The organism is Collimonas sp. OK412 (assembly GCF_900112135.1).
Classification (GTDB): Bacteria; Pseudomonadota; Gammaproteobacteria; order Burkholderiales; family Burkholderiaceae_D; genus Collimonas; species Collimonas rhizosphaerae.
The window spans coordinates 19833-42199 of sequence record NZ_FOLC01000033.1 but is presented as its reverse complement, the minus strand read 5'-3'; the positions used below and the strand labels follow the sequence as shown (position 1 = coordinate 42199).

Annotated in this window: 25 protein-coding genes and 1 tRNA gene; 12 read left to right on the top strand and 14 right to left on the bottom strand. The window is 56.9% G+C overall.

Annotation, left to right across the window (positions count from 1 at the left end; translation table 11 throughout):
• Positions 1-511: 511 nt before the first annotated feature.
• Positions 512-586 (top strand) — tRNA-Arg (locus BM062_RS22670).
• A 263-nt stretch (positions 587-849) separates the two neighbouring features.
• Positions 850-1092 carry a hypothetical protein gene (locus BM062_RS25370; RefSeq protein ID WP_139220168.1) on the top strand — a complete coding sequence of 81 codons (243 nt, stop codon included), beginning with the start codon at positions 850-852 and terminating at the stop codon, positions 1090-1092.
• Positions 1093-1302: 210 nt separating this feature from the next.
• Here the strand turns inward: BM062_RS25370 and BM062_RS22660 are convergent, their stop codons facing one another.
• Positions 1303-1668 (bottom strand): cyanovirin, encoded by a 366-nt coding sequence (locus tag BM062_RS22660; RefSeq protein ID WP_092401297.1) that lies wholly within the window; start codon positions 1666-1668, stop codon positions 1303-1305.
• 258 nt (positions 1669-1926) lie between these two features.
• On the opposite strand from BM062_RS22660, the gene BM062_RS25720 reads away from it, so the two are divergent.
• The gene (locus tag BM062_RS25720; protein WP_175501130.1) at positions 1927-2076 is read left to right on the top strand and encodes a hypothetical protein; all 150 of its coding nucleotides are present in this window, start codon (positions 1927-1929) and stop codon (positions 2074-2076) included.
• 233 nt (positions 2077-2309) lie between these two features.
• Here the strand turns inward: BM062_RS25720 and BM062_RS22650 are convergent, their stop codons facing one another.
• A complete protein-coding gene (locus BM062_RS22650) occupies positions 2310-2594 on the bottom strand; it encodes a hypothetical protein (RefSeq protein ID WP_092401294.1) in 285 nt (94 codons plus the stop codon).
• A gap of 563 nt (positions 2595-3157) precedes the next feature.
• Here BM062_RS22650 and BM062_RS22645 point away from each other — a divergent pair.
• Positions 3158-3433, top strand: a complete 276-nt coding sequence (locus BM062_RS22645; protein WP_139220167.1) for a hypothetical protein — start codon at positions 3158-3160, stop codon at positions 3431-3433.
• A gap of 157 nt (positions 3434-3590) precedes the next feature.
• Entirely contained in the window at positions 3591-4007 is a 417-nt protein-coding gene (locus tag BM062_RS22640) for an Imm51 family immunity protein (protein WP_092401288.1), read from the top strand.
• Positions 4008-4420: 413 nt separating this feature from the next.
• Here BM062_RS22640 and BM062_RS22635 read toward each other — a convergent pair whose 3' ends face one another.
• Together BM062_RS22635 and BM062_RS22630 are read right to left on the bottom strand one after the other, a co-directional pair.
• Complete coding sequence (locus BM062_RS22635; RefSeq protein WP_092401285.1) at positions 4421-5455, bottom strand: threonine aldolase family protein; 1035 nt, start codon at positions 5453-5455, stop codon at positions 4421-4423.
• Positions 5456-5720: 265 nt separating this feature from the next.
• Complete coding sequence (locus tag BM062_RS22630) at positions 5721-6653, bottom strand: LysR family transcriptional regulator (protein ID WP_092401283.1); 933 nt, start codon at positions 6651-6653, stop codon at positions 5721-5723.
• Between the two features lie 122 nt (positions 6654-6775).
• Between BM062_RS22630 and BM062_RS22625 the strand changes: the two genes are divergently transcribed.
• Entirely contained in the window at positions 6776-7372 is a 597-nt protein-coding gene (locus BM062_RS22625) for an NADPH-dependent F420 reductase (RefSeq protein WP_092401280.1), read from the top strand.
• Positions 7373-7418: 46 nt separating this feature from the next.
• Here BM062_RS22625 and BM062_RS22620 read toward each other — a convergent pair whose 3' ends face one another.
• The gene (locus BM062_RS22620; protein WP_092401277.1) at positions 7419-7829 is read right to left on the bottom strand and encodes a winged helix-turn-helix transcriptional regulator; all 411 of its coding nucleotides are present in this window, start codon (positions 7827-7829) and stop codon (positions 7419-7421) included.
• 93 nt (positions 7830-7922) lie between these two features.
• Between BM062_RS22620 and BM062_RS22615 the strand changes: the two genes are divergently transcribed.
• Positions 7923-8774, top strand: a complete 852-nt coding sequence (locus tag BM062_RS22615; RefSeq protein ID WP_092401274.1) for an SDR family oxidoreductase — start codon at positions 7923-7925, stop codon at positions 8772-8774.
• A 110-nt stretch (positions 8775-8884) separates the two neighbouring features.
• On the opposite strand, the gene BM062_RS22610 is transcribed toward BM062_RS22615, so the two are convergent.
• Positions 8885-10087 carry an MFS transporter gene (locus tag BM062_RS22610; protein WP_092401271.1) on the bottom strand — a complete coding sequence of 401 codons (1203 nt, stop codon included), beginning with the start codon at positions 10085-10087 and terminating at the stop codon, positions 8885-8887.
• 48 nt (positions 10088-10135) lie between these two features.
• The gene (locus tag BM062_RS22605; protein ID WP_092401267.1) at positions 10136-10774 is read right to left on the bottom strand and encodes a TetR/AcrR family transcriptional regulator; all 639 of its coding nucleotides are present in this window, start codon (positions 10772-10774) and stop codon (positions 10136-10138) included.
• 124 nt (positions 10775-10898) lie between these two features.
• Between BM062_RS22605 and BM062_RS22600 the strand changes: the two genes are divergently transcribed.
• Positions 10899-11960: a hypothetical protein gene (locus BM062_RS22600; RefSeq protein WP_139220166.1), complete on the top strand. Its 1062-nt coding sequence runs from the start codon at positions 10899-10901 to the stop codon at positions 11958-11960.
• A 14-nt stretch (positions 11961-11974) separates the two neighbouring features.
• On the opposite strand, the gene BM062_RS22595 is transcribed toward BM062_RS22600, so the two are convergent.
• Positions 11975-12739, bottom strand: coding sequence for an MHYT domain-containing protein (locus BM062_RS22595; protein ID WP_092401262.1), 765 nt, complete (start codon positions 12737-12739; stop codon positions 11975-11977).
• Positions 12740-13128: 389 nt separating this feature from the next.
• Here BM062_RS22595 and BM062_RS22590 point away from each other — a divergent pair, with 389 nt between their 5' ends.
• Both BM062_RS22590 and BM062_RS22585 read left to right on the top strand, forming a co-directional pair.
• Entirely contained in the window at positions 13129-15024 is a 1896-nt protein-coding gene (locus tag BM062_RS22590) for an ATP-binding cassette domain-containing protein (RefSeq protein ID WP_092401259.1), read from the top strand.
• 81 nt (positions 15025-15105) lie between these two features.
• Complete coding sequence (locus BM062_RS22585; protein WP_092401256.1) at positions 15106-15675, top strand: GNAT family N-acetyltransferase; 570 nt, start codon at positions 15106-15108, stop codon at positions 15673-15675.
• Here the strand turns inward: BM062_RS22585 and BM062_RS22580 are convergent, their stop codons facing one another.
• Positions 15676-16527, bottom strand: coding sequence for a SirB1 family protein (locus BM062_RS22580; RefSeq protein ID WP_092401253.1), 852 nt, complete (start codon positions 16525-16527; stop codon positions 15676-15678).
• A gap of 40 nt (positions 16528-16567) precedes the next feature.
• Positions 16568-18118 (bottom strand): murein biosynthesis integral membrane protein MurJ, encoded by a 1551-nt coding sequence (gene murJ / locus BM062_RS22575; protein ID WP_092401250.1) that lies wholly within the window; start codon positions 18116-18118, stop codon positions 16568-16570.
• Between the two features lie 315 nt (positions 18119-18433).
• On the opposite strand from murJ, the gene rpsT reads away from it, so the two are divergent.
• A complete protein-coding gene (rpsT, locus tag BM062_RS22570) occupies positions 18434-18700 on the top strand; it encodes a 30S ribosomal protein S20 (protein WP_092401247.1) in 267 nt (88 codons plus the stop codon).
• Positions 18701-18873: 173 nt separating this feature from the next.
• On the opposite strand, the gene BM062_RS22565 is transcribed toward rpsT, so the two are convergent.
• The 3 genes from BM062_RS22565 to BM062_RS22555 form a co-directional block, all read right to left on the bottom strand.
• Positions 18874-19335, bottom strand: coding sequence for a DUF192 domain-containing protein (locus BM062_RS22565; RefSeq protein WP_092401244.1), 462 nt, complete (start codon positions 19333-19335; stop codon positions 18874-18876).
• A gap of 137 nt (positions 19336-19472) precedes the next feature.
• Positions 19473-19700 (bottom strand): hypothetical protein, encoded by a 228-nt coding sequence (locus BM062_RS22560; RefSeq protein ID WP_092401303.1) that lies wholly within the window; start codon positions 19698-19700, stop codon positions 19473-19475.
• A gap of 134 nt (positions 19701-19834) precedes the next feature.
• Positions 19835-20404, bottom strand: a complete 570-nt coding sequence (locus BM062_RS22555; protein WP_092401241.1) for a pseudouridine synthase — start codon at positions 20402-20404, stop codon at positions 19835-19837.
• A 179-nt stretch (positions 20405-20583) separates the two neighbouring features.
• Here BM062_RS22555 and icd point away from each other — a divergent pair, with 179 nt between their 5' ends.
• Entirely contained in the window at positions 20584-21837 is a 1254-nt protein-coding gene (gene icd / locus BM062_RS22550) for an NADP-dependent isocitrate dehydrogenase (protein ID WP_014007244.1), read from the top strand.
• Positions 21838-21968: 131 nt separating this feature from the next.
• Here the strand turns inward: icd and BM062_RS22545 are convergent, their stop codons facing one another.
• The gene (locus tag BM062_RS22545; protein ID WP_009665919.1) at positions 21969-22172 is read right to left on the bottom strand and encodes a transcription antiterminator/RNA stability regulator CspE; all 204 of its coding nucleotides are present in this window, start codon (positions 22170-22172) and stop codon (positions 21969-21971) included.
• Positions 22173-22367 lie beyond the last annotated feature (195 nt).

The following is a 22367-nucleotide window of genomic DNA, read 5'->3' as shown; positions in this document are numbered from 1 at the left end:
CTGTGTCGTTTGCCATCGTTGTACGCGGTTACGAAATGAGTCGTCCGGATTGCGAGCCACCAAGGGTTGGAGCCGCTACGCGGGAGCCATAGATCTGCCCATCATTTGGAAGCAAGACGGTACCGAGATGCTTCTGGGGCAGCTGCGCTGCCAGGGTGGAGCAATGCAACAACGCATCCACTTGATCCATATGGGTGACTGGTGCGATTCACGCAACCACACTACGAAGCAAAGGGCACGAATTCAGCGACCGGACGTCACAGCGATGGCACGATTGAATCGACCTATCGCAGAACATCGCGAGTATTAAATTCGTACCCTTTACAAGGGGCGGCTAATGGGTGACCCTGGATGCCGGCACGTAGGTTGCCGAGCAGGTGCGGGACTGGCTTGCGGCGATGCCGCCAGGGGCTGAGAAAGCTGCCGAAGCGGGGGCTGTATCACTTGATTAACACCAAGTAGCCCTGGCTCTGATACAATTTCGCCGCAGCCGGTCCCGGCTGCGCGTTGTCTCGCCATAGTTCAATGGATAGAACGAGTGCCTCCTAAGCGCTAGATACAGGTCCGATTCCTGTTGGCGGGACCAAGTCCCTTTTCTTCAACTCCCTGTAATTGGCCGTAAGCCGCGTATTTAAAGGCTTGTTGACGATTTCCTCCCTTTCGCGATTCCCACGGAAACCCGTAATTTCCTGCGTTCGCTGTTACCATTTACGAACAAATTGCGAAATGGCATCATTCAGAAAAATGGGAATGTTTGCCGCTTTCAGCCCTACGTCCAGGGGCAACGCGATTCAGATACATCGCGACTAAAGCCCTGGCCGCAGCTTGGGCTGCAAAGCGTGACAATGGATGGAAACCAGTCCCTCGACGAATGTTCGTAGACTTATCAGTCCTGGCGCCCGCGATCGTTTGATTTCACCTGGTGAGAGTGATCGAATTGCCTTTGCGCTGGGCTTTGATGGTGCGCAGGTTCAAACAAAAAATCCGGCCGTGGCGATGGCATTTTTGTTCGCTATTGAGACAGTAATGTGTGTTGGCGAAATTTGCGCGATGCTACCGGAGAATGTGACGGGACGGGTCGCACAGCATTAACGGCCATCCCGATATTCGCCGCGTGTTTGATGGGTTTACGATGATTAGCCTGGATATCAAATACAGCATTGGCAGTACGCATGGCCAACCAAGGACTAACAAAGAACTGGTTATTACCTATCAGGATGCAGATGTGGTGACGAAACTTTTCTGAATTTATCTCTGTATTTTTTGAAAATGGTGGCGCCACCCACCATAGCTCACGGAGCTTTATTTTTGAATCTTCAGCTCGCCATCGATATTCGCAATATCGCCGTCGCCCTGCTTGTAACTGGTAATGTCCAGCGAAGCCCATTGCCAGCTGCCGTCTCTTTTTTGGCAATATGCCGTTAACGCGACGGCGATATTTTCCGTGGTCTGTTGGTAGCTGCCGTTAGGAATGAAGCCGGTGACGGGGAGAGAATCGTTTTCCGATTGCAGTGCGCCATCATAATTTACAAGGCCGCCAGATAGGCTGGAGATATTGAATCCAGATGCAATCCACGATTGATCGCGACGCCGCGCTTTGCCATAAAGGTTCGAATTGATATGTGAGGCTGTTTTTTGATAACTTCCGGCAGGAATGAATCGAGACATAAGAGACTCCTATTTTGAATGGTTCGCGCCGTACGTGACTTGTAGCGTGATTTACCAGCGGCGCCATTGGCAAAACATTCATCTGCAGGGAGCCAGAGCTACATTTGCGACGTTAGCAGAGTTAGAGTGAGCAAAATACTGTCACAAGTGATAGGTGGTAAGGCGTCCAGAATCACAAGCGGAGCGATTTCTTTTTCGTCGATTGGAGCAGCAATTTCAATTGCTCTTCCAGCCAATCACATCGTGCTTGATTGATATTTGTCGCTCCTGCGTATCCGTCAATCTCTCCTGATGCACGCGGGCGATGCGCGCTATGCGGCCAAAGAATCCGACCGACAGCTGGTTTTCATCCTGCTCGATTTTGAGATTTTTTTGCAGGCGATTTTTCCGAGCATCGCCGCTTTCTGATTTGGGAATGCTAACGCGCCGCAGGCGTGCGGGCCTAGGCGTGACGACGCGAGCTACCGTTTCGCAACGGGTGGCAGCGGCCGACCGCAATCAAGCTTGCTCGATATGCGTAATCAGTTCTTTATTGCAGCCGTCGCGGGAGTTGCGACACGAGTTGCGGCGAAAACGAATAAACATGAACAGCGATCCATGCGTGATCGTTTGCGCCGCATGAAACCCGTGCGAGCCGGAGCTCAGGCTGTGCCGCGATAAGAACCCAAATCTGGTGTATGCCGCTGCGGTCCTTGCGGTTGTAAGGACAGTTTGGGTCTCTGCGATTCGGCGACACTTTCTACGCCGTCGACGGTAATCGCTTCGAGGAAGCTTAGGACATTGCGATAATAATCGACTCGCATTTCCGCTTCCAGCAACTGCCTTTCTGATTGATACAACCCCAAGCGTGTATCGCGTAATTCATTTTCCGCCATTTTTTCCGGCGTCAGAATATATTTGGTCACCAATTTGTTAAACCATCCCATGTCGTCACCTCTTTTTTTTTGTATGGAGACGATTTGATATTAAATCTTCTATGACAAAAAAAGCTAGTAAAAAAGATAACAATCGAAATCATTTAGCTATGCTGTTGCGCAGTTCCCACGCGACTATTTACGCAAAACAACAATGCATCAATAGTCAGAAAATGCAAGGTGATTAAAAACAAGATGTGCTTCGAATAAGCTGGGAGGATGGCTGCCCAACGTGAGTTGGCGAGCCGTCGGCGATACGCAACTGGTAACGACGGCAGCCAATACGTCAGCCGCGAACTGGTGACTACTAGCTGGGAGGCGGACGCGGTGACGCAGCGCTTCTAAAAATGTCTGGATATGACGTCCACAATAATGTGTTTTTTTGAATTGCCAATTTCGGCGACGCATTTTGCGCGCGTGCGGGGTCACGCGATGCCGCTAGAGAGTTGACCCGCATTACCGTACGGTATTTATAAATTTTACTAAAGCCGATCAGAACCATGGACAAATTTCATTCCGATTACTAAGATGAATTAATGTCATTTTATCTATTGTTTCGGTTTTGGGAGTTCGCTATGGACGTGCATATCGAAGAAGAAATGATTAGCGAATACGTCAATAAAATTCAAGCACTGGCAGTCCTCGCCCTGTACGGACAAAATGTTGACTCACCCATTAAATCTGTCGTCAGCGAAGCATGTTATTTCCTCCTTCGTCAGCGATCCGATGCGACGGCGAATCTCTTGGCATTCAAAAGCCGACTAACAAAAATGGGCAATGACGCGCATTACAGCTTGCCGGAATACAAAAAGCCTTTCGAATATGCCGCTTCACTGGTTGCCATTCATTAACCTTGGAGAAGTAAACATCGGCTATACACCCGGGAGTTCAATACCTACAAGTCACTGACAATATGGCGTAACAAAGCACCACGAATCAATGCCTGATCCGTGGTGGTGAAGCAGAGCAAGGGACGGGCCGGATAGCTACGTCCAGTGGAGGTGTTCAATGAAGATCGACGCAATAGCCAACCTGGCCCAAGAGTCAGCAAGAGTTTGTCTACAACAAAAAGAAAAAGAGTCCGCTGACATTACAACGTTTTGGCCATTCATGCTTATTGAAGGCAATTGCACAGCGTTAGTCTTGTTCGCCCCTGATTTTGAAGCTAAAGCGCCCATTTTTAAGGAACGAGCGAAGGAAGGCTGGGTCGGTAACGGTCGCGACTGGAACTCAGTTGCGCAAGCAATCGTTAAGGAACAGTTTCATCAATTAGCGGGCGAATTCAGGTTCGATTCCGACGCCGGTCATTTTGCAACGTACGGAACAAAAGTGAATTTGACGGTGCTAGGCTATGCGTTAAAAATCGCTTTCGACGATGACCATATCCTTAGAGATATTCTGTTTCGTGCCAAGTTACAGGACTAGCCGCCGAGATGGCGCAACAAGGAATCTCGAATCAATGCTTCGTCGGCGGGAGAAAAACCCAGTAAGGGTCGGATAGGACAGTTATAGTCAGTTATCCCCGGTTTTTTGCGCAACTCGGCAAAATTCCGCAAAAAAGACACTGACAATATTTTTGTCGCCTGCCTGGGCCCATCTTCATGTCGTCTTAATGTTATTGAATCAAGTCCGCTTTATACTTGGGCCGTCACTTACCATGACGGTATCCCCAACCCCGATGTACCTTCATGCCCGCAACCGACAGGTTGGCGGGCATTTTTTTGACCGTGGTGCCAGAGGCAGGTATTGCTTCGGCCTGACAAGAGCACGTTTCTCACCTCTGGTTTATGGAAGCGCTTCATCAAGGGTGATGCGAGAGGGCGTAATTATTGGCAGTTTCACGCGGGCGGCAGCTTCGATAGAAACGCATCGACATGACGCTCTTCCGTTGCCCACGAAGTGACCAGGCGAATCACCGAACTGTCCGGTCCCTGTGCCTCCCAGACATAGAACTGAAAGCCCCCTTGCAGCATTGAGATCACGGAGTTCGGCAGTATGGGGAATACCTGGTTCGTCTCTGATTCGGCGCTTAGCAAGTAGCCCGCGGACGAGATGCCTGCAGCCAGCTTTTCAGCCATGGCGTTCGCATGGCGGGCCATAGTGAAAAAAAGTTTTTTGGTCCCGAAAAGCTCGCGAAACTGGATGCCCAATAGGCGCCCTTTGGCCAACATGCCGCCGCGCTGCTTCATGTGGAAAGCGAAGTCTTCTTTGAGAGATGGGTTGCACACCACCAGCGCTTCACCCAGGAGCGCACCCGCCTTGGTTCCGCCAATCCAGAAAATGTCGGCCAGGGATGCAATATCGGCCAACGTGGCATCACTCTTGTTCGACGAGAGAGCCGCGCCCAATCGCGCTCCATCAACGAAGAGGATGAGTCCCCGTTGCTTGGCCAAAGTGGAAATCGCACGCAACTCCGGCAGCGTATAGACCGTGCCAGTCTCTGTCGCATTCGACAGATAGAGTAGCCGAGGCTTGGCCATGTGCGGGAAATGCGCATTACCGGCCAGCGCCGCCTCAATGTTGGCTGGCGTAAGCTTGCCATTCACGGCGGGAACGACAATGAGTTTGTGGCCGGTCGCCTCGATGGCGCCAGCCTCTCGGACCACAATATGTCCCGAGCCGACCGCTATCACTGCTTCGTGGGGACGCAGGCAACTGGAAATCGCCACAATGTTCGCCATCGTTCCACTCGCCACAAAGTGGATATCGGCCCTGACTCCCCCCAAGTGGCTTTGGATGCTGGCCTTAGCTTCCTCGGAGTAAGTGTCGGATCCGTATGGGGCGTGCTGGATGAGATTGGACTCCAGGAGAGCCTGCAGGATATCGGGGTGGCACCCCTCGCTGTAATCGTCAAGAAAGCTGAAAGTAGTCATTGGATTTTGCTCGCTGGGTTACGCCATGACGCAATAGGCGTCGGCACAACATGCAGATTACCGGGTGCGCTACCTCAAGCCGGCGCCGGATGAGCATGCTTCGAAGGAAGACCGCAATCGTCGGAAATGTCTTCATAGCGTGCCGTCTTGCGAAAAATGAAGCGATCGCATAACAGGACCCCAAAAAAGGAAATCATAGCAGTATCCAGCTCGGATGCATGAGCGTGGCGGCTCTGAAACCTGTTGGCTGGGCTGCTCCATTTTTTCACCTGCGGCCATGTACAGACAGCACTTGCGCCAGCTTCTGCGCGCGGAACGCTTCTGTGACGAAATCGACAAAAGCGCGCGTCTTGGCCGGCAACAGTTTCTGACTGGTGAAATACAGCGAAATCGGCCCAATGTCGCTATACCAGTCCGGAAGCAGCCGCTCCAGCGTGCCGCTCTCCAGATGCGGCCGGGCATGTGGCACGGCAACCATGCCGACACCGAGGCCCAACAGCGTAGCGGGGAAGATCGCATCCGGACCGCTGACCGTCATCACTGGTTTCTGCACCACCGCCATTTCAGCGCCGGCGCCGTTGCGCATGACATAGGTACGTACCCGGCCGCTTAGCGGTGAACGCATCACGATGCCGGCGAGTTCTGCCAATCCGGCCGGATCCTTGGGGCGGCGTTTGCCTCGCATGAATTCTGGCGATGCCACGGCAATCAAATGCATCCTTCCCAGCTCACGCGCCACCATGCCTGGCGGCAGGTCGAAACCGCCGCCGATAGCCGCGTCGAAACCGCCGGCGATCAGGTCCAGCGGACGGTTATCGAAGTACCAGTCCGGCGTCACTGCCGGGTAGCGTTCGAGAAAGGCCGGCATCAGCGGCAACAGGTAGTCCATGCCAAAGCCCGGCGCGGCGCTCAGCTTGAGCACGCCAGCCGGTTGCCCGGCATTGACCGTGATATCGGCAATCGCACCCTGGATGCTGTCGAGGCCGCCTTGCACTGTTTGCAGGAAACGCTCTCCCGCTTCGCTCAGGGTCAGGCCGCGCGTGCTGCGCTGGAACAGGCGGATGCCGAGGTTGCGTTCCAGCTGCGCGACGTTGCGGCTGACTGCTGCCGGCGTCAGCGCCAGCCGGCGTGCTGCCGACGAAAAGCTGCCGGTCTCGGCGCTGCGTACGAAGGATTCCAGGTTGGCGAGGGTTTCCATGATTGAGCTTTCAAGTAATGCTTGAAACTGATTATAGCAACTATCTACTAACGCTATAAACTGGAAACACCTAAGATTCAACTCAGCAAGACAACTTTTCCACCTCATCCAAAGGAAACATCATGAACATCGCAATCATCGGCGCTGGCGCCATCGGCTCAGCCATTGCCCGCAAACTCGCTCAAAACGGCATTGAAGCATCCATCGCCAACAGCCGCGGCCCGCAGTCGCTGCAAGCCCTGACTGACGAACTTGGTCCGAATATCAAGGCTGTCAGCGTGAAAGAAGCAGCCCAGGCAGACCTGGTATTCGTAGCAGTCAATTGGGACCGCATCCCGGCAGCGCTGAAGGACCTCGGTCCGTGGAACGGCCGCATCCTGGTCGATGCCAACAATGCCGTTGAAGTGCCGTCGTTCCAGGCCGTCAACCTGGGCGGTCGTGCATCAAGCGAAGTAGTCGCAGACCTGGCGCCAGGCGCCCGCGTGGTCAAGGCTTTCGGCCACCTGGTCGCGCCCGTGCTGGATGCAGATCCGCAAGCCAATGGCGGCCGCCGCGTGTTATTCCTGTCGGGACCGGATGCCGACGCGAAGAAGACGGTAAGCGACCTGATCGCGCGGCTGGGCTTTGCACCGATCGACCTGGGCGGCGTCAACGAAGGAAGGGCAGTGCAGTTTCCCGGCGGTCCGCTGGCGGTGTTGAATTTGGTGAAATTCGACTAATGTGAAATCGGTGGGACGAAGCCGCCCAGGATGATCTGATTTTGCCTTATGCATCGGCGCCGAGCCGCCGAGCCTCCATAATCTGCGGCAAGCTCTCTTCAATCCAGTCAGCCAGCGCTTCCACTTTTTTCCCAACTTCCAGCCCGAGCGGGGTGAGGCTGTATTCCACATGGGGCGGAACAACCGGGTAGGATTTGCGCAGCACGAATCCGTCGGCTTCCAGCCATTGCAGCGTCTGCGCGAGCATCCTTTCGCTGACGCCGTTAACCTTCCTGCGCAAATCGCTGAAACGATAGGTCCCGCCCAGCAACGCGACCAGGATCAGCACTCCCCAGCGGCTGGTGACGTGCGTCAGCACCTCGCGTGACGGGCATTTGCCGGTAAACAAGTCGCCTCTCGTCATCTGGGCGGAGAGGGGTATGGTTGCCGCTATCGGGCTGTTGGCGTCATTGCTCATGGGAAGGATACTTACCTTTATGTTGGTACTTACTAAATGTAAGTTTGAGTGATATTGTGCCAGTTCTTCTCTTGCACATAAAGGAATTTGACCATGATCGTCGTAACTGGAGCCTCCGGCCAACTGGGCCGCCTTGTCATCAAAGAACTGCTTAAAAAGCTGCCGGCAAACGAAATCGTTGCCGCGGTGCGCACTCCTGAAAAAGTTGCCGACCTGGCCGCCTTGGGCGTGCAAGTGCGGCTGGCCGATTATGCCCAGCCAGCGACGCTCGACGCTGCATTCAAGGGCGCCGCCCAGCTGCTGCTGATTTCATCCAGCGAAGTGGGGCAGCGCCTGCCGCAGCATCGCAATGCGATTGATGCGGCTAAACGCGCCGGTGTCGGCTTGGTAGCCTATACCAGCGTTTTGCGGGCTGATACTTCGCCATTGGGCCTGGCTGCCGAACACAAGGAAACTGAAGCGCTGCTGAGGGCATCCGGCCTGCCGCATGTAGTGCTGCGCAACGGCTGGTATACGGAAAACTACCTGGCCAGCGTGCCCACCGCCTTGCAGCATGGCGTCTACATCGGCAGCGCCGGCGAAGGCAAGATCGCATCGGCGGCACGTGCCGACTACGCCGCTGCAGCCGCGGCTGTACTGACCGGCGCCGGCCAGGCGGGCAAGGTGTACGAATTGGCTGGCGACGAAGCCTACACGCTGACCGAACTTGCGGCTGAAATCGCTCGCCAGTCGGGCAAGGCAGTGGTCTACCAAAACCTGCCGGAGGCCGATTTCAAGGAAGCGCTGCTTGGCGCAGGCTTGCCTGAGCACGTAGCCGGTTTACTGTCGGATTCTGATGCCGGGGTATCAAAAGGCGGGCTGTTTGATGACGGCCATCAGCTGAGCCGGCTGATCGGTCGACCGACGACGACTCTTGCGACGCTGGTTAAAGCTGCGCTTGCCTGATCCGCTCCCGTCAAGAAACCGGGGCCAAGGCCGGTCTCAGCATCACTTTCTGGGCGATTGCCGTGTAGGCTGCGAATAACCGCAGGCGACAGCAAATCTTTTGGAAAAATCTAGCGCGGCTCGGTGAAAAAGTAGAGCAATGCAATGACCGGCAACGCGAACCCCAGCCACGACGCCATGGCCCATCCGCCATGGGCGAAAGCCAGGCCGCCCAGCGCCGATCCGAGCGCGCCGCCGGCGAAGAAGGTCGCCATGTAGAGGCCGTTGAGGCGGCTGCGATATTCGGCTCCCAAAACAAAGATGGCGCGCTGTCCCAGCACCAGGTTGGTGGTCGCGCCAAAATCCAGCAGGATGCCGGCGGCTACCAGCAAGCCCAGGGCAAGCGGCGAACCGTGGGCGCCGATGTGCGTGATGAGGAAGGCGCCGGCGACGGCCAGCATTGAGAATGCAGTCGCGGCCTTGGTCCAGCCGCGGTCCGCGAAGCGGCCGGCGATGGGCGAGGCAATGGCGCCGGCCACGCCCGCGAGGGCGAACAATGCAATGCCTCCTTGCGATAGCCCGAATTCAGGCCCCGCCAGCAGCAATGGGGTAGTGGTCCAGAACAGGCTGAAGGCGGCGAACATGCAGGCTTGATAGAACGCACGGCGCCGCAGCACCGGCGTGCTGCGCATCAGATGCACCATGGAGGCCAGCAGCTTGCCATAGGAAATGGTCGAAACCGGTTTGCGCTGCGGCAACGCCAGGCGGAGCATGAGCGCCAGCAGCGCCATCGCTGCCGCAGATAGGAAAAACACCGCGTGCCAAGAGGCAAACTGGGCGATGAAGCTGGACACCGGACGCGCCAGCATGATGCCCAGCATCAAGCCGCTGACGACACTGCCGACGGCCCGGCCGCGTTCCGCTTCCGGCGCCAGGTGCGCGGCATACGGCACCAGCACCTGCACTGCAACCGAGGCGAGGCCGATGCACAGCGTGGCGGCGAAGAAGGGCAGCGGATGCGTCGACAATGCGGCTGCCAGCAGCGACAGGATGGCGAGGCCGATCAGGATCAGCACCAGGCGGCGCGTTTCCAGCAGGTCGCCGAGCGGGACGATAAACAGCAGTCCTATGCCATAACCGATCTGGGTCAGGGTGACGATCAGTCCGGTGGCGCCGGGCGACAGGCCCAGCGCCACACTGATCGGTCCGGCCAAGGGCTGGGCGTAATAAAGGTTGGCGGCAATCAGCCCGCAGGCGAACGCCAGCAGGAGCATCATCCAGGCCGAGGCTGCCGGATCGGAACTGGTCTCGGCGCTAGCGGTAAATGTGGTCATCGGTAATCCTTAAAAAGGGAATAAACATTTCCTAAATTGATAAAAAAATCAGGCGAGTGTCTTCATTGCAATATCTACCAGCACGGCCATCTCATCCCGGGTGCGGCCGGTCTTGCCGACCACGCGCATGCCCTGGATCACGCACAGCATCATGCGGGCGGTCGCCGTGCCATCGATCTGCTGCGGGATCGAGCCGTCTTCCTGGCCGTGCCGGATCAGCGTGCCGATGAACACTTCGTTCCTGGTCAGCGCTGCGGTGACCCATTGCGCAACATCCTGGTCAAAGGTGGCCAGTTCCGCTGCGCTGCCAACCACCATGCAACCCTCCAGGCCGCAGGCGCCGTGCGACGCTTCGGCATAAAAAGCCAAGGCCAGGCGCACCTGCTCTTTTCCCGTCGCACCCGCGCCGACCACTGCCCGCAGCTGCGTATCGCGTACGGTTTTGTAATGGTCGAGCGCTGCCAGGAAGACACTTTTTTTATCCTTGAACGCCTTGTAGACGCTGCCCGAAGCAAGCTGCATGGCCTGCGTCAGGTCGCACACAGTGGTGCCGTGGTAGCCGCGCTCGCTGAATACCCGTACCGCCTTGTCCAGCGCCTGGTCCATGTCGAATTCGCGCGGCCTGCCGCGGCCGCGCGAAAAATTGACACGGTCTGTAGTGACCGGGTTTGATAAGGAATTTGACATGGGCTGATTATGGGAATATTTATTCCCTAAGTCAAGAGATGAAACGATGGCGTTATTTACTGGTCACATATAGGCAATCTTGAGCAAGCCGTAAAACAATGTCTGATCGATAACGGAGGCTGCCATGTCTAAGAAGAACAGAGTAATCCGAAATTTTGCGCTGGCGTCCATGTTTCTTTGCTGGCATCCCATCACCCAGGCAGAGGATGCCTTGCCACCGCTGGCGCCGGCCGGCGATAGTTACTACGCCTCGGCCGCGCTCGGCAACGGCATCCTGTACGGCACCAGCCTGGACGGCCAGAAGCCGATGCGCTGGCGCGCGGCGGAAATCCGCTTCGGACCGGCCCTCGACCTGTTCGGACTGGCGGCCGGCGGCCACCTGCCGGCAGGCGCCAGCACCCGGCTGGACTATGTGTATTACAACGAAGGCCATCCCGACAACAATCACCGCGACGGTTACGCCATGCAAATGGTCTACCGCCAGAACTTGCGCCCCAGTTTTGACCTTGAATTGGGGGCGGGCCCGTATTTCAGCATGAACCGGACCACCGTCAACGGCACGGAAAAAGACGATGCGCGCCTGGGCGGCTTGATTTCCGTGGCGTTGCTGGCGCATCTCGACCAGTATTCGCCCGGCCTCAGCTTGCGGCTGGCCTACAACCACGTATTGACGCCCGGCGCGCCTTCCTCGGATGCTTTCCTGGTCGGCCTCGGCAAGGACTTCGGCGCAGCCCACGTAAGCGCGCCCGATGATGGCGGCAATCACGGCTTATGGCTGGCGGCGCTGGGCGGTTTCGCCCAGACCAACCAGTCGGGACCAGGCAAGCGCCTGAGTTATGCGCTGGAAGCAAAGAAATACTACGGCCCGTGGGCCGCTTCGGTTTCCGCGATTGAAGAAGGGGATGATGGCGTGCGGGTGAACCGGCACGGGTTTGCCGCTCAGGGCTGGTATGTGCAGCCTGTCGCCGAGCATTGGGACATCAGCGCCGGCGTGGGGCCCTACCTGGCCGTCAATAAACGCGACTCGAACGACTGGAAAGTCAACGGCCTGGTCAGCTTGCAGGTCGGGCGTGACCTCGGCCATCAGCTGAGAGGCTTCGCCAGTTTCGGCCGCGTAGTCACGTTCAGGAACAAGAATGACGCCGACCTGATGACGATCGGCGTCATGAAGGGCTTTGACCTCTAGCCCGCCCTGGTTGCTCAGCGCAGCGTCTCTGCCAGCTTGTTTTCATCCATGCTGCGCCCCAGGACCACCCAGAAAATGCACAGCGACAGCAGGCCGGCGACGGCATAGACCGACACGTCGAGGTAGTTGCCGCCGATCTTGAGCGGGATCAGCGGCGCGTTGCTGGTGCAGATCATGTTGGCGGCGTACATGCCGACGTAGTGCATGCTGCACACCGCCAGCGCCATCACCAGCGCCGCTACCACGCGGTGCAGCAGCCGTGTCAGGTTGAACGCCAGCCACAACGCCGCGGAGGCGGCGGCGATGGCGATGGCGATCGAGATCACGACGATGGTCGGGTTGAGCAGCATGGTGGCGCGCAGGTTCATCGCGTACATCCCCATGTAATGCATCACGCACACGCCGACGCCGGCCAGCAGGCTGCCGGCGAGCCAGCCGGATACCTTGAATTTGCCGTGGCTGCCGGCCAGGTAGAGCGCAATGCCGGAAATGACGATGGCGGCCAGCAGCGAAGCCGCGGTCAGCACCACGTCATAGGCAATCGGCACGGTCAGGCGATACGCCTGCATGGCCAGGAAGTGCATTGACCAGATACCGATGCCGCCCAGCGAGGCTGCGGCGCAGACGGTCATGCCGAGGTCCAGCGAGCCATCCTTGCGAAACATGGATTTGGCGCATTGCAAGGCCAGCAGCGCGCCCCAGAATGAAATCATGTATGACAGCAGTACCAGAGCAGCGTCATATTTCGGCGCCAATAATTGGCCTAGCAATGGATCCATGGCTTTCTCCCTGTCGTATGAATGTGATAGGCAAAAGCGAGGCGCTTCTGCCCTTGTTTTTGCAACATTGTTATTATAAAAACCGGGTCAGATAAATTACGCCATGGCATGTGTCCGTCTCGTGGATGGATATTTCCATGTGGAAATAATATAGGGTTAAAATTCCTATACGGCAATACGTTTATGGAAATATTTTATTGATGCGGCCTGCTAGCCGAAATCACCGCTGGCGACGGGCATGAAGTGGGCTTGGCAAAGGGTGGGCTGCGACAAATGTACGACTAGGCGGCACGAGTATAGGTACAATGTGCGGTTCATTCATCCAATTGACTGCACAAAGCCGTTGTAGCGCTGCTGCAGATCTTTCTTTTTCTGGTTTCATCCAAATTATGGCTGTCATTTCTATCACCAATGCGCAACTCGCATTCGGTCACGTTGCGCTGCTGGACCGCGCGGAATTTTCCCTGGAATCGGGAGAGCGGGTCGGCTTGATCGGCCGCAACGGCACCGGCAAGTCGTCGCTGCTGAAAACCATCGCCGGCGTGTCCAGGCTGGACGACGGGCTGATGGTGATGCAGCAAGGGATCAAGATCGCCTACGTCGACCAGGAACCGCATTTCGAATCCGAGATGTCAGTGTTCGACGCGGTAGCGTCCGGCATGGGCGAGATGCAGGCGCTGCTGAACGAATACGATGCGCTGACCGGCCAGTTCGGCGGCGATAACGACGACGCCATCATGGAGCGCATGCACGAGATCCAGAGCAAGCTCGATGCGGCCGACGCCTGGAGCCTGACCAATAAGGTCGAGACCACGCTGGACCGTCTTAACCTGGACAAGGACTTGCTGATGGGGCAGCTTTCGGGCGGCATGCAAAAGCGCGTCGCGCTGGCTTGCGCCCTGGTCAGCGCGCCTGATGTCTTGCTGCTCGACGAACCGACCAACCACCTGGATTTCAGCTCGATCATGTGGCTCGAGGGTTTGCTGCGCGACTACAAGGGCAGCGTGCTGTTCATTACCCATGACCGCAGTTTCCTGGATAACGTCGCTACCCGCATCATTGAACTGGACCGCGGCCGCATCCTGTCCTTCCCAGGCAATTTCACGGCCTACCAGGTACGCAAGGCCGAGCAGCTGGAAATCGAAGAGGTAGAGAACGCCAAGTTCGATAAATTCCTGGCGCAGGAAGAAATCTGGATCCGCAAGGGCGTGCAAGCACGCCGCACCCGCGACGAAGGCCGGGTGCGCCGCCTGGAAGCCCTGCGCCTGGCGCGCAGCGCGCGCCGCGACCAGCAGGGCCAGGTCAAGCTGGACGTGTCCTCGGGCGAACGCTCCGGCAAGATCGTGGCCGAGCTGACCGATGTCAACAAGGCGTTCGGCGAGAAGGTCATCGTGAATAATTTCACCGCTACCATCATGCGTGGCGACAAGGTCGGCCTGATCGGCCAGAACGGCGCCGGCAAAACCACACTGCTGAAACTGATCCTGGGCGAAGACCAGCCCGACAGCGGCACGGTCAAGCAGGGCACCAAATTGCAGATCGCGTATTTCGACCAGATGCGCGCGCAGCTGAACGAAGACGCGAGCCTGGCCGACACCATCGCGCCGGGCAGCGACTGGGTCGAGATCAACGGCCAGCGCAAGCACGTGATGACTTACCTGAACGATTTCCTGTTCGCACCGGAGCGCGCCCGTTCGCCGGTCAAATCGTTGTCCGGCGGCGAACGCAACCGCTTGCTGCTGGCGCGCCTGTTCGCCAAGCCGGCCAACGTGCTGGTGCTGGATGAACCGACCAACGACCTCGACATCGATACGCTGGAACTGCTGGAAGAATTACTGGAAGACTATAGCGGCACGGTGTTCCTGGTCAGCCATGACCGCACCTTCCTCGACAACGTGGTGACCCAGGTGATCGCCGCCGAGGGCGACGGCATGTGGCGCGAATATGTGGGCGGCTACACCGACTGGGAGCGCGTGCGTCCAAGCCAGTCGGCGGTGATCGCCAAGGCCAAGAGCGAAGCCAAGGTGGAAGCCAAGGCAGAGCCTGCCGTCAAGCAGAAAAAACTCAGCTACAAGGAACAGCAAGAGCTGAAAGAATTGCCGCTGCTGATCGCCAAGCTGGAAGCGGAACAGAAAGCCATTTCCAGCCAGCTGGCCGATCCCGACCTGTACAAGCAGAAGCCGGACGAAGTGAAGCGCCTCAACGACCGCTTCGCAGAAATCGACGGTTTGCTGCTGGAGAGCCTGGAGAAGTGGGAAGTGATCGAGGCGCGCAGCAAGGGATAAGCAGGTGTTTTGTGGTGATAGGGAAGGCCGCGCCTTCATTCGAGATCTACGTAACCTTTCATTGAAGGACATGGTTAAGCAATGAGCGAAGCCCCGGCTTTCCCCGTCATCCAGACCGAACGCCTGCTCCTGCGCGAGATAATCGAGCGCGATGCAGAACAGATATTGGCCATGCATGGAGATCCTGAGCTGATGCGCTGGTTTGGCGTGGACCCCTTGCAGGACCTGGAAGCAGCAAGGGGTTTGATCAAACGTTTTGCCAGTTTCCGCCTGGATGAAAATCCGGGGACCCGCTGGGGCATCCAAGCCAGGGGAAATAACCAGTTGCTGGGTTCGTGCGGCTTGTTCCGCTGGGACCGGAACTGGCGCAAATGCATGATCGGCTACGAACTTTCGGCGTCGGCCCAGAAACAGGGCTTCATGCGCGAGACGCTGACCGCCGTCATGACCTGGGGTTTCGCCGAGATGGCGCTGAACCGTATCGAGGCCATGGTCCATCCCGACAACCTGGGTTCGCTCAAGCTGCTGCGCCAGCTCGGTTTTGTCGACGAAGGGTGCATGCGCCAGGTTGGGCATTGGGGTGGCCGGCATCACGACATGCTGATGCTCTCGCTGTTGCGCAGCGAGTGGCCCGCGGCCAACGTCAATTAATCAATTCAAGCGCTTGCAAGCCTCGCGCAGTTCCGCCACCTGCACGCGCAAGGCGGCCGCATCGGCTGCCAGCGGCCGCTGCGCCAGATAATGTTCCAGGTCGTCCAAGGCTGCTTGCGGGCAATCCAGTTGCGCAAACGCCAGTCCGCGGTCGCGCCGTTCGACAGCGTCGCCCGGCAGCAGGATCAGGATCCGTTGCTGCACTTCCAGCAGCCGCTGCCAGTGGTTGCTTTGCTGGTAGATGGCTTTCAGGTTGCGCAGTATGCGCACCAGGATGTCGTGCGGGTGGGCAATTTGCAGGTAGCTGATCAGCGATAGCCGGCTGGCCGCTCTTTCCTCGTCGTTTTCTGTCGGCAGGTAAGGCTCCAGCCGTTCTTCCAGTTCCTCGCGCGACAGGCTGGCGCCGTTGGCTGGATCGATCATGATATCGCCCGAGGGCACTGTCAGCTTCATCAGGAAATGTCCTGGGAAGGACACCCCTTTGACCGGCAAGCCGATCTGCTGCGCCAGTTCCATGTAGACCAGCGCCAGCGATATCGGGATGCCGCGCCGCTTGACGATCACCCGGTGCAGGTAGCTGTTGTCGGTGTCGTAATAATGATTGACGTTGATCGCGAATCCCAGCTCCTGGTAGAAGAACTGGTTCAGCAGGCGCAGTTTCTGGATGGCCGAGGCATCCGCCGGCAGGCGCAGCCGCAAGGTATTGGCCAGCCGGTCCAGCTCGTTCTGCGGCGCATCGAAATCCAGCTTCGGATATACATCCTGCGCGATCGCCAGGGCGGCCTCGAACAACGGGACATCGTTGGCTTGTTTCACCAGCGAAGTAAAGTACTCTAAGGATGTGATCGTCATGACTCTATCCTAGCAAACTATTTTCTACTGTGCGATCCAGTTAACGCGCAATCCGCTTGAAATCGCGGAATCGGAATCCCATCGCCAATAGTGCTCCAAAGTAAGTAATGCCACAGGCAGCCAACACCACGGACAGGGCGGCAATGCGCGCCAGTGAGCTGGTGTGCGGTCCGGTCCAGTCGAATTGCTGGCCGCACCACAGCGCAACGGCGGCCATCAGGAACAGGGCGCCCAGCAGGCGCATGAAATAGCGGATCCAGCCTGCTTCCGGCTTGTAGATGCCGCGCCGCATCAGGCTCCATAGCAGGAACCCGGCGTTGAGGCAGGCGCCGACACTGATCGACAGCGCCAGGCCGGCCACTGCGAACACCGGCACGAACAGGTAGTTCATCAATTGTGTGGCGATCAATACGCCGACGGCAATCTTGACCGGCGTGCGGATATCTTGCTTGGCATAAAAACCGGGAGCCAGGATTTTCACCACGATCAGGCCGATCAGGCCCACGCCATAGGCAATCAGCACCTGGCTGGTGACGGCCACCGAGGCGGCGTCGAATTTGCCGTGCTGGAACAGGGTCGCCGTCAGCGGCACTGACAAGGTTGCCAGGCCGACCGCGGACGGCAGCGCCAGCAGGAAGGTGAGGCGCAGTCCCCAATCCAGCAGCGATGAATACTCGCCATGGTCTTTGTCTGCATTGGCTTTCGACAGGCTAGGCAGCAGGATGGTGCCGAGCGCCACACCCAGCAATGCTGTCGGAAATTCCATCAGGCGATCGCCGTAGGTCAATAAAGATACGCTGCCATGTCCCAGGCGCGAGGCGATGTTGGTGTTGATCAGCAGGCTGAGCTGGGCGGCCGACACGGCGAACACCGCCGGCCCCATTTTTTTCAGCACCCGCTGCACGCCCAGGTCGCGCAAGCCGACCATGGGACTGAGCGCAATCCGCGGCAGCATGCCGACCTTGAGCAGCGCCGGCACCTGGATCGCCACTTGCAGCACGCCGCCGACCAGCACCGCAAACGCCATTGCATAGATTGGGTGTTGCATATAAGGCGCAACGAACAGCGAGGCGACGATGAAAGCCAGGTTGAGCAGCACCGAGGTGAAGGCCGGGATCTTGAATTCATGCCAGGTATTCAGGATGCCGCCGGCCAGCGCTACAAAGGACATGAAGCCGATATAAGGGAACATGATCCGGGTCATGAACACCGAGGCGTCGAATATTTCCTTGTTGTCTTTCAGGCCGGTGGCGATGAAATACACTAGCACCGGGGTGGCCAGGATGCCGATGATGCAGGTGAACAGCATGGCCCAGGTCAGCACGGTGGCGACGTGGTCGACCAGTTCTTTGGTCGCGGCTTCGCCTTTCTGGTTCTTGTATTCGCCCAGGATGGGCACGAACGCTTGTGAAAAAGCCCCTTCGGCAAACAGCCGGCGCAACAGGTTGGGAATGCGGAAAGCGATGGCGAAGGCGTCTGTATAACCGTCGGCGCCGAATGCGCGCGCGTACAGGATTTCGCGAATCAGGCCCGTCACACGCGACACCATGGTCATGCCAGAGACGGTGGCAAGCGTTTTATGCAAGTTCATGGAGCGGCATTATAGCTGGAGCAGATCGCCTGCCGCAGCTTTCTCAGGAGGTGGAAAAGCGTGAGTTGGCACCGGGTTTGGCTTGCTTCCGGCAAACATTGACTGTGATAAAGTCCGGGCAGGATCGTTCCCGTGGCAATCATAATATCGGCTTGCCACTCTGATAATGGTGCTTTCTTGCGACAGAATTGCTTTCAAAGCAAGGGGGATTTGCCTGTTCGTCAAAAACTGGTTATAATCCGTGGCTTTACAGAATTCTGCGCCGCGGTCTGGTTTGCCGCGTTAGCATTCCCGACCTCGTTTTAGGAAATATAAATGGCAAATACCGCACAAGCACGTAAGCGTGCTCGTCAAGCAGTTCAGCAAAACCTGCACAACTCCAGCCAGCGTTCGACCCTGCGCACAGCTATCAAAGCTGCCCGCAAGGCAATCACTGGCGGCGACAAGGCTGCAGCGGCGCTGGTCTTGCAAAACTCCGTATCGACTATCGATCGTATCGCGGACAAGAAAATCATCCACAAGAACAAGGCTGCACGCCATAAGAGCCGTCTGAACGCAGCTCTGAAGGCGCTGGCTGCCTAAGCTGGTAACTGAGAGCCGGTAATTGAACGTCAGCCAGGCTGGCGTTTTTTACTGAGTTGTTGCCGGATTAAGAAAAACCCTGCATGACGCATGTCGTCATGCAGGGTTTTTCTGTTTTGTTTTTGCCATGCTCACTCGCAGCGGCGTCCGGCCGCTGCTTCTCTCGCGCTTGTTTATAGCTGAGGCAAACCCTGGATCACGGTGCCGGGCTTGATGTTCTTTTCCTTGAACCAGCCCTTGTTCATCTCCAGCGCATAAGATGCCGCGCCTTGGGCGCAATGGGAATCCAGCGTCTGCGCCTTCATTTCCTCGACATTCAGGATCGCGCCTTTGGCGTCGATGAACGCCACCGACAGCGGAATCAGGGTGTTCTTCATCCACATGCAGATGCCCGCAGGAGTCTCGAACACAAACACCATGCCTTCGTTGGCGCCCATTTTCTTGCGGAACATGAGGCCCTGTTCGCGCTGTTCTTCGCTGCGCGCCACTTCGGCCTTGATCACATGGATGCCGATATTCAGGGGAGTGGCCGGGAGCTGCTGGATTTCCTGGGCCGCGGCCGGCAGTGCAGCTGCAGTAAAGCTTGCGATGATGGCAGCGGTGGCTGCGAGGTAGGCTGGGCGAATTATTCTCATGTCGATAATGCTCCTTTAGGATCGGGAGATTATACAGAGAGGCAAATCGGCAGAGGGGCGCCGGCTACTGATATTAATTGTTTCAGGACGTAAAAAAAGGCAGGACGTGCCTGCCTTTTGTCGAAACTGATGCCGAATTACTTGGCAGCAGGAGCAGCGTCGGCTGCTGGAGCTTCAGCTTTTGCAGCTTTTGCTTTAGCGGCTTTCTTAGCCTTCTTGACTTTGTGTGTGGTCTTCTTGGCTGCAGGCGCCGATGCTTCAGCGGAGGCGGCAGCAGGTGCTGCAGGAGCAGCTGGGGCTGCGTCGGCAGCGAAAACGGAAGAAGCGAACAGGCCAGCAATCAGAACAGCGATCAGTTTTTTCATTTTCAAATCCATCCAGTTAGCGAGTTAATCAATCGATGATTCACTTGAATCACTGCAATTAACGACCCTCGGAAACGTATGGTTGACACTCTTTTTTAAAAAGACCAGAAACTTGTATCAATTTGTATCGACTGCTACTTCCTCAAGGTGGTCAGATCGGCGGGATCGATCGCCAGCGACTCGCCCGGCCACAGCGGATGGCTTTGCAGCGACACCTGCCCGATCGCCACCCGCACCAGGCGCAAGGTCGGCAATCCCACCGCCGCCGTCATGCGCCGCACCTGGCGGTTCTTGCCTTCGGTCAGGGTCAGCGCCAGCCAGCTGGTGGGTTTGTCGTGGCGCTGGCGGATCGGCGGATCGCGCGGCCATAGCCAATCGGGCGCTTCGATCTGGCGCGCCTGGCACGGCTTGCTGCGGAAGTCGCCGAGATCGACGCCATGCCGCAAGCGCTCCAGCAGGGCCTCGGTCGGCAAGCCTTCTACTTGCGCCATGTAAGTCTTGGGCTGCTTCACCGCCGGATGGCTGATGTTGTGCTGCAGCTGGCCGTCATCGGTAAGTAACAATAATCCTTCACTATCGGCATCGAGCCGTCCGGCCGGGTAGATATCGGGGATCTTGATGTAGTCGGCCAGCGTAGGGCGGCCGGGGTGGGCCGAGAACTGGCACATCACTTGAAATGGTTTGTTGAACAGAATCAGAGACATGGCGCTAGTATAGTGCTTCGCCATGGAGGAAGCACGGTGCCGGTGTCGCAAAAACATAGCGTCTAGTAAAATACTAGTGCATAATATGGAATGCTTGTCTTATGTCTTATATAAGACCAACCGTGTTTCAAATCCAACCGCACTGGTAGTTTTTACCTCCTCAACTCCGGAGTACACAGATGTCCCAACATATCAAAGTGCCTGCTGAAGGCAAAAAAATCACCGTCAACGCCGATTTTTCGATCAACGTCCCTGACAATCCAATCATTCCTTACATCGAAGGCGATGGCACCGGCGTCGATATCAGCCCGGTCATGATCAAGGTTGTGGACGCCGCGGTGTCCAAGGCATATGCAGGCAAGCGCAAGATCAGCTGGATGGAAGTGTTCGCCGGCGAAAAGTCGACCAAAGTGTATGGTCCTGACGTCTGGCTGCCGGAAGAGACCCTGGCTGCAATCAAGGATTACGTCGTTTCGATCAAAGGTCCGTTGACCACGCCAGTCGGCGGCGGCATCCGTTCCCTGAACGTGGCCCTGCGCCAAGAGCTGGACCTGTACGTCTGCCTGCGCCCGGTGCGTTATTTCAAGGGCGTACCTTCGCCAGTGCGTGAGCCGGAAAAGACCGACATGGTGATTTTCCGCGAAAACTCGGAAGACATCTACGCCGGTATCGAATGGCAAGAAGGCAGCGACGGCGCCAAGAAACTGATCGAATTCCTGATCAAGGAAATGGGCGTCAAGAAGATCCGTTTCCCTGACACTTCCGGCATCGGCGTCAAGCCGGTTTCGCGCGAAGGCACCGAGCGCCTGGTGCGCAAGGCGATCCAGTACGCTATCGACAACGACAAGCCATCCGTGACCATTGTCCACAAGGGCAACATCATGAAGTTCACCGAAGGCGGCTTCCGTGACTGGGCATATGCCCTGGCGCAAAAGGAATTCGGCGCTGAACTGATCGACGGCGGCCCATGGGCGAAATTCAAGAACCCGAAGACTGGCCGCGAAATCATCGTCAAGGATTCGATCGCTGATGCATTCCTGCAACAAATCCTGCTGCGTCCGAACGAATACAGCGTGATCGCCACCCTGAACCTGAACGGCGACTACATTTCCGACGCCCTGGCGGCACAAGTCGGCGGCATCGGCATCGCGCCGGGCGCCAACCTGTCGGATTCGGTTGCAATGTTTGAAGCAACCCACGGTACAGCGCCTAAGTATGCAGGCAAGGACTATGTCAACCCGGGTTCGCTGATCCTGTCGGCGGAAATGATGCTGCGCCACATGGGCTGGGTCGAAGCTGCCGACCTGATCATCGAATCGATGCAAAAGTCGATTACCTCGAAAAAGGTCACCTACGACTTTGCCCGCCTGATGGAAGGCGCAACCCAGGTTTCCTGCTCCGGTTTCGGCGAAGTGCTGATCGAAAACATGTAATTTTGTCAGTTGTTGCAAAAAAGCCAGGACGTGTCCTGGCTTTTTTTTCGTGCTGTTGCGGGCCGTACCTATAAAAAAACCTCACCACGGTGAGGTTTTTTACAAAAGCGGCTTAATGACGCAAAGCGAAATTAAGGAGCTTGGATGTTAGAAGCTTGCTTGCCTTTAGGGCCTTGCGTGACTTCGAACTGGACTTTTTGACCTTCTTTGAGGGTCTTGAAGCCGTTCATCTGGATTGCGGAAAAGTGTGCAAACAAATCTTCACCGCCGTCATCCGGAGTGATAAAGCCGAAGCCCTTAGAATCGTTGAACCACTTGACTGTACCTGTTGCCATAAAATAGCGTCTTTCAAATAATAACAATCACACGAGCCGTAAAAGCAAGAAGCCTCGCGTAACGCTGCCCCTTCTAGAACTTGCTCACTTCTATTAACAAGCTGAAACACGCTTATCAATGAATGTCATTGTTCGCGTTAAAAATAAAAAAGTCAAGTAATTTCCTTTGTGCAATTAATTTTCTGGTTTCGGCCG

What these genes read in the sequence shown, in the direction of transcription:
- BM062_RS25370 (WP_139220168.1), top strand. Translation starts at nt 850, where the DNA reads ATGGAAACCAGTCCCTCGACGAATGTTCGTAGACTTATCAGTCCTGGC.
- BM062_RS22660 (WP_092401297.1), bottom strand. Translation starts at nt 1,668, where the DNA reads ATGTCTCGATTCATTCCTGCCGGAAGTTATCAAAAAACAGCCTCACAT.
- BM062_RS22650 (WP_092401294.1), bottom strand. Translation starts at nt 2,594, where the DNA reads ATGGGATGGTTTAACAAATTGGTGACCAAATATATTCTGACGCCGGAA.
- BM062_RS22645 (WP_139220167.1), top strand. Translation starts at nt 3,158, where the DNA reads ATGGACGTGCATATCGAAGAAGAAATGATTAGCGAATACGTCAATAAA.
- BM062_RS22640 (WP_092401288.1), top strand. Translation starts at nt 3,591, where the DNA reads ATGAAGATCGACGCAATAGCCAACCTGGCCCAAGAGTCAGCAAGAGTT.
- BM062_RS22635 (WP_092401285.1), bottom strand. Translation starts at nt 5,455, where the DNA reads ATGACTACTTTCAGCTTTCTTGACGATTACAGCGAGGGGTGCCACCCC.
- BM062_RS22630 (WP_092401283.1), bottom strand. Translation starts at nt 6,653, where the DNA reads ATGGAAACCCTCGCCAACCTGGAATCCTTCGTACGCAGCGCCGAGACC.
- BM062_RS22625 (WP_092401280.1), top strand. Translation starts at nt 6,776, where the DNA reads ATGAACATCGCAATCATCGGCGCTGGCGCCATCGGCTCAGCCATTGCC.
- BM062_RS22620 (WP_092401277.1), bottom strand. Translation starts at nt 7,829, where the DNA reads ATGAGCAATGACGCCAACAGCCCGATAGCGGCAACCATACCCCTCTCC.
- BM062_RS22615 (WP_092401274.1), top strand. Translation starts at nt 7,923, where the DNA reads ATGATCGTCGTAACTGGAGCCTCCGGCCAACTGGGCCGCCTTGTCATC.
- BM062_RS22610 (WP_092401271.1), bottom strand. Translation starts at nt 10,087, where the DNA reads ATGACCACATTTACCGCTAGCGCCGAGACCAGTTCCGATCCGGCAGCC.
- BM062_RS22605 (WP_092401267.1), bottom strand. Translation starts at nt 10,774, where the DNA reads ATGTCAAATTCCTTATCAAACCCGGTCACTACAGACCGTGTCAATTTT.
- BM062_RS22600 (WP_139220166.1), top strand. Translation starts at nt 10,899, where the DNA reads ATGTCTAAGAAGAACAGAGTAATCCGAAATTTTGCGCTGGCGTCCATG.
- BM062_RS22595 (WP_092401262.1), bottom strand. Translation starts at nt 12,739, where the DNA reads ATGGATCCATTGCTAGGCCAATTATTGGCGCCGAAATATGACGCTGCT.
- BM062_RS22590 (WP_092401259.1), top strand. Translation starts at nt 13,129, where the DNA reads ATGGCTGTCATTTCTATCACCAATGCGCAACTCGCATTCGGTCACGTT.
- BM062_RS22585 (WP_092401256.1), top strand. Translation starts at nt 15,106, where the DNA reads ATGAGCGAAGCCCCGGCTTTCCCCGTCATCCAGACCGAACGCCTGCTC.
- BM062_RS22580 (WP_092401253.1), bottom strand. Translation starts at nt 16,527, where the DNA reads ATGACGATCACATCCTTAGAGTACTTTACTTCGCTGGTGAAACAAGCC.
- murJ (WP_092401250.1), bottom strand. Translation starts at nt 18,118, where the DNA reads ATGAACTTGCATAAAACGCTTGCCACCGTCTCTGGCATGACCATGGTG.
- rpsT (WP_092401247.1), top strand. Translation starts at nt 18,434, where the DNA reads ATGGCAAATACCGCACAAGCACGTAAGCGTGCTCGTCAAGCAGTTCAG.
- BM062_RS22565 (WP_092401244.1), bottom strand. Translation starts at nt 19,335, where the DNA reads ATGAGAATAATTCGCCCAGCCTACCTCGCAGCCACCGCTGCCATCATC.
- BM062_RS22560 (WP_092401303.1), bottom strand. Translation starts at nt 19,700, where the DNA reads ATGAAAAAACTGATCGCTGTTCTGATTGCTGGCCTGTTCGCTTCTTCC.
- BM062_RS22555 (WP_092401241.1), bottom strand. Translation starts at nt 20,404, where the DNA reads ATGTCTCTGATTCTGTTCAACAAACCATTTCAAGTGATGTGCCAGTTC.
- icd (WP_014007244.1), top strand. Translation starts at nt 20,584, where the DNA reads ATGTCCCAACATATCAAAGTGCCTGCTGAAGGCAAAAAAATCACCGTC.
- BM062_RS22545 (WP_009665919.1), bottom strand. Translation starts at nt 22,172, where the DNA reads ATGGCAACAGGTACAGTCAAGTGGTTCAACGATTCTAAGGGCTTCGGC.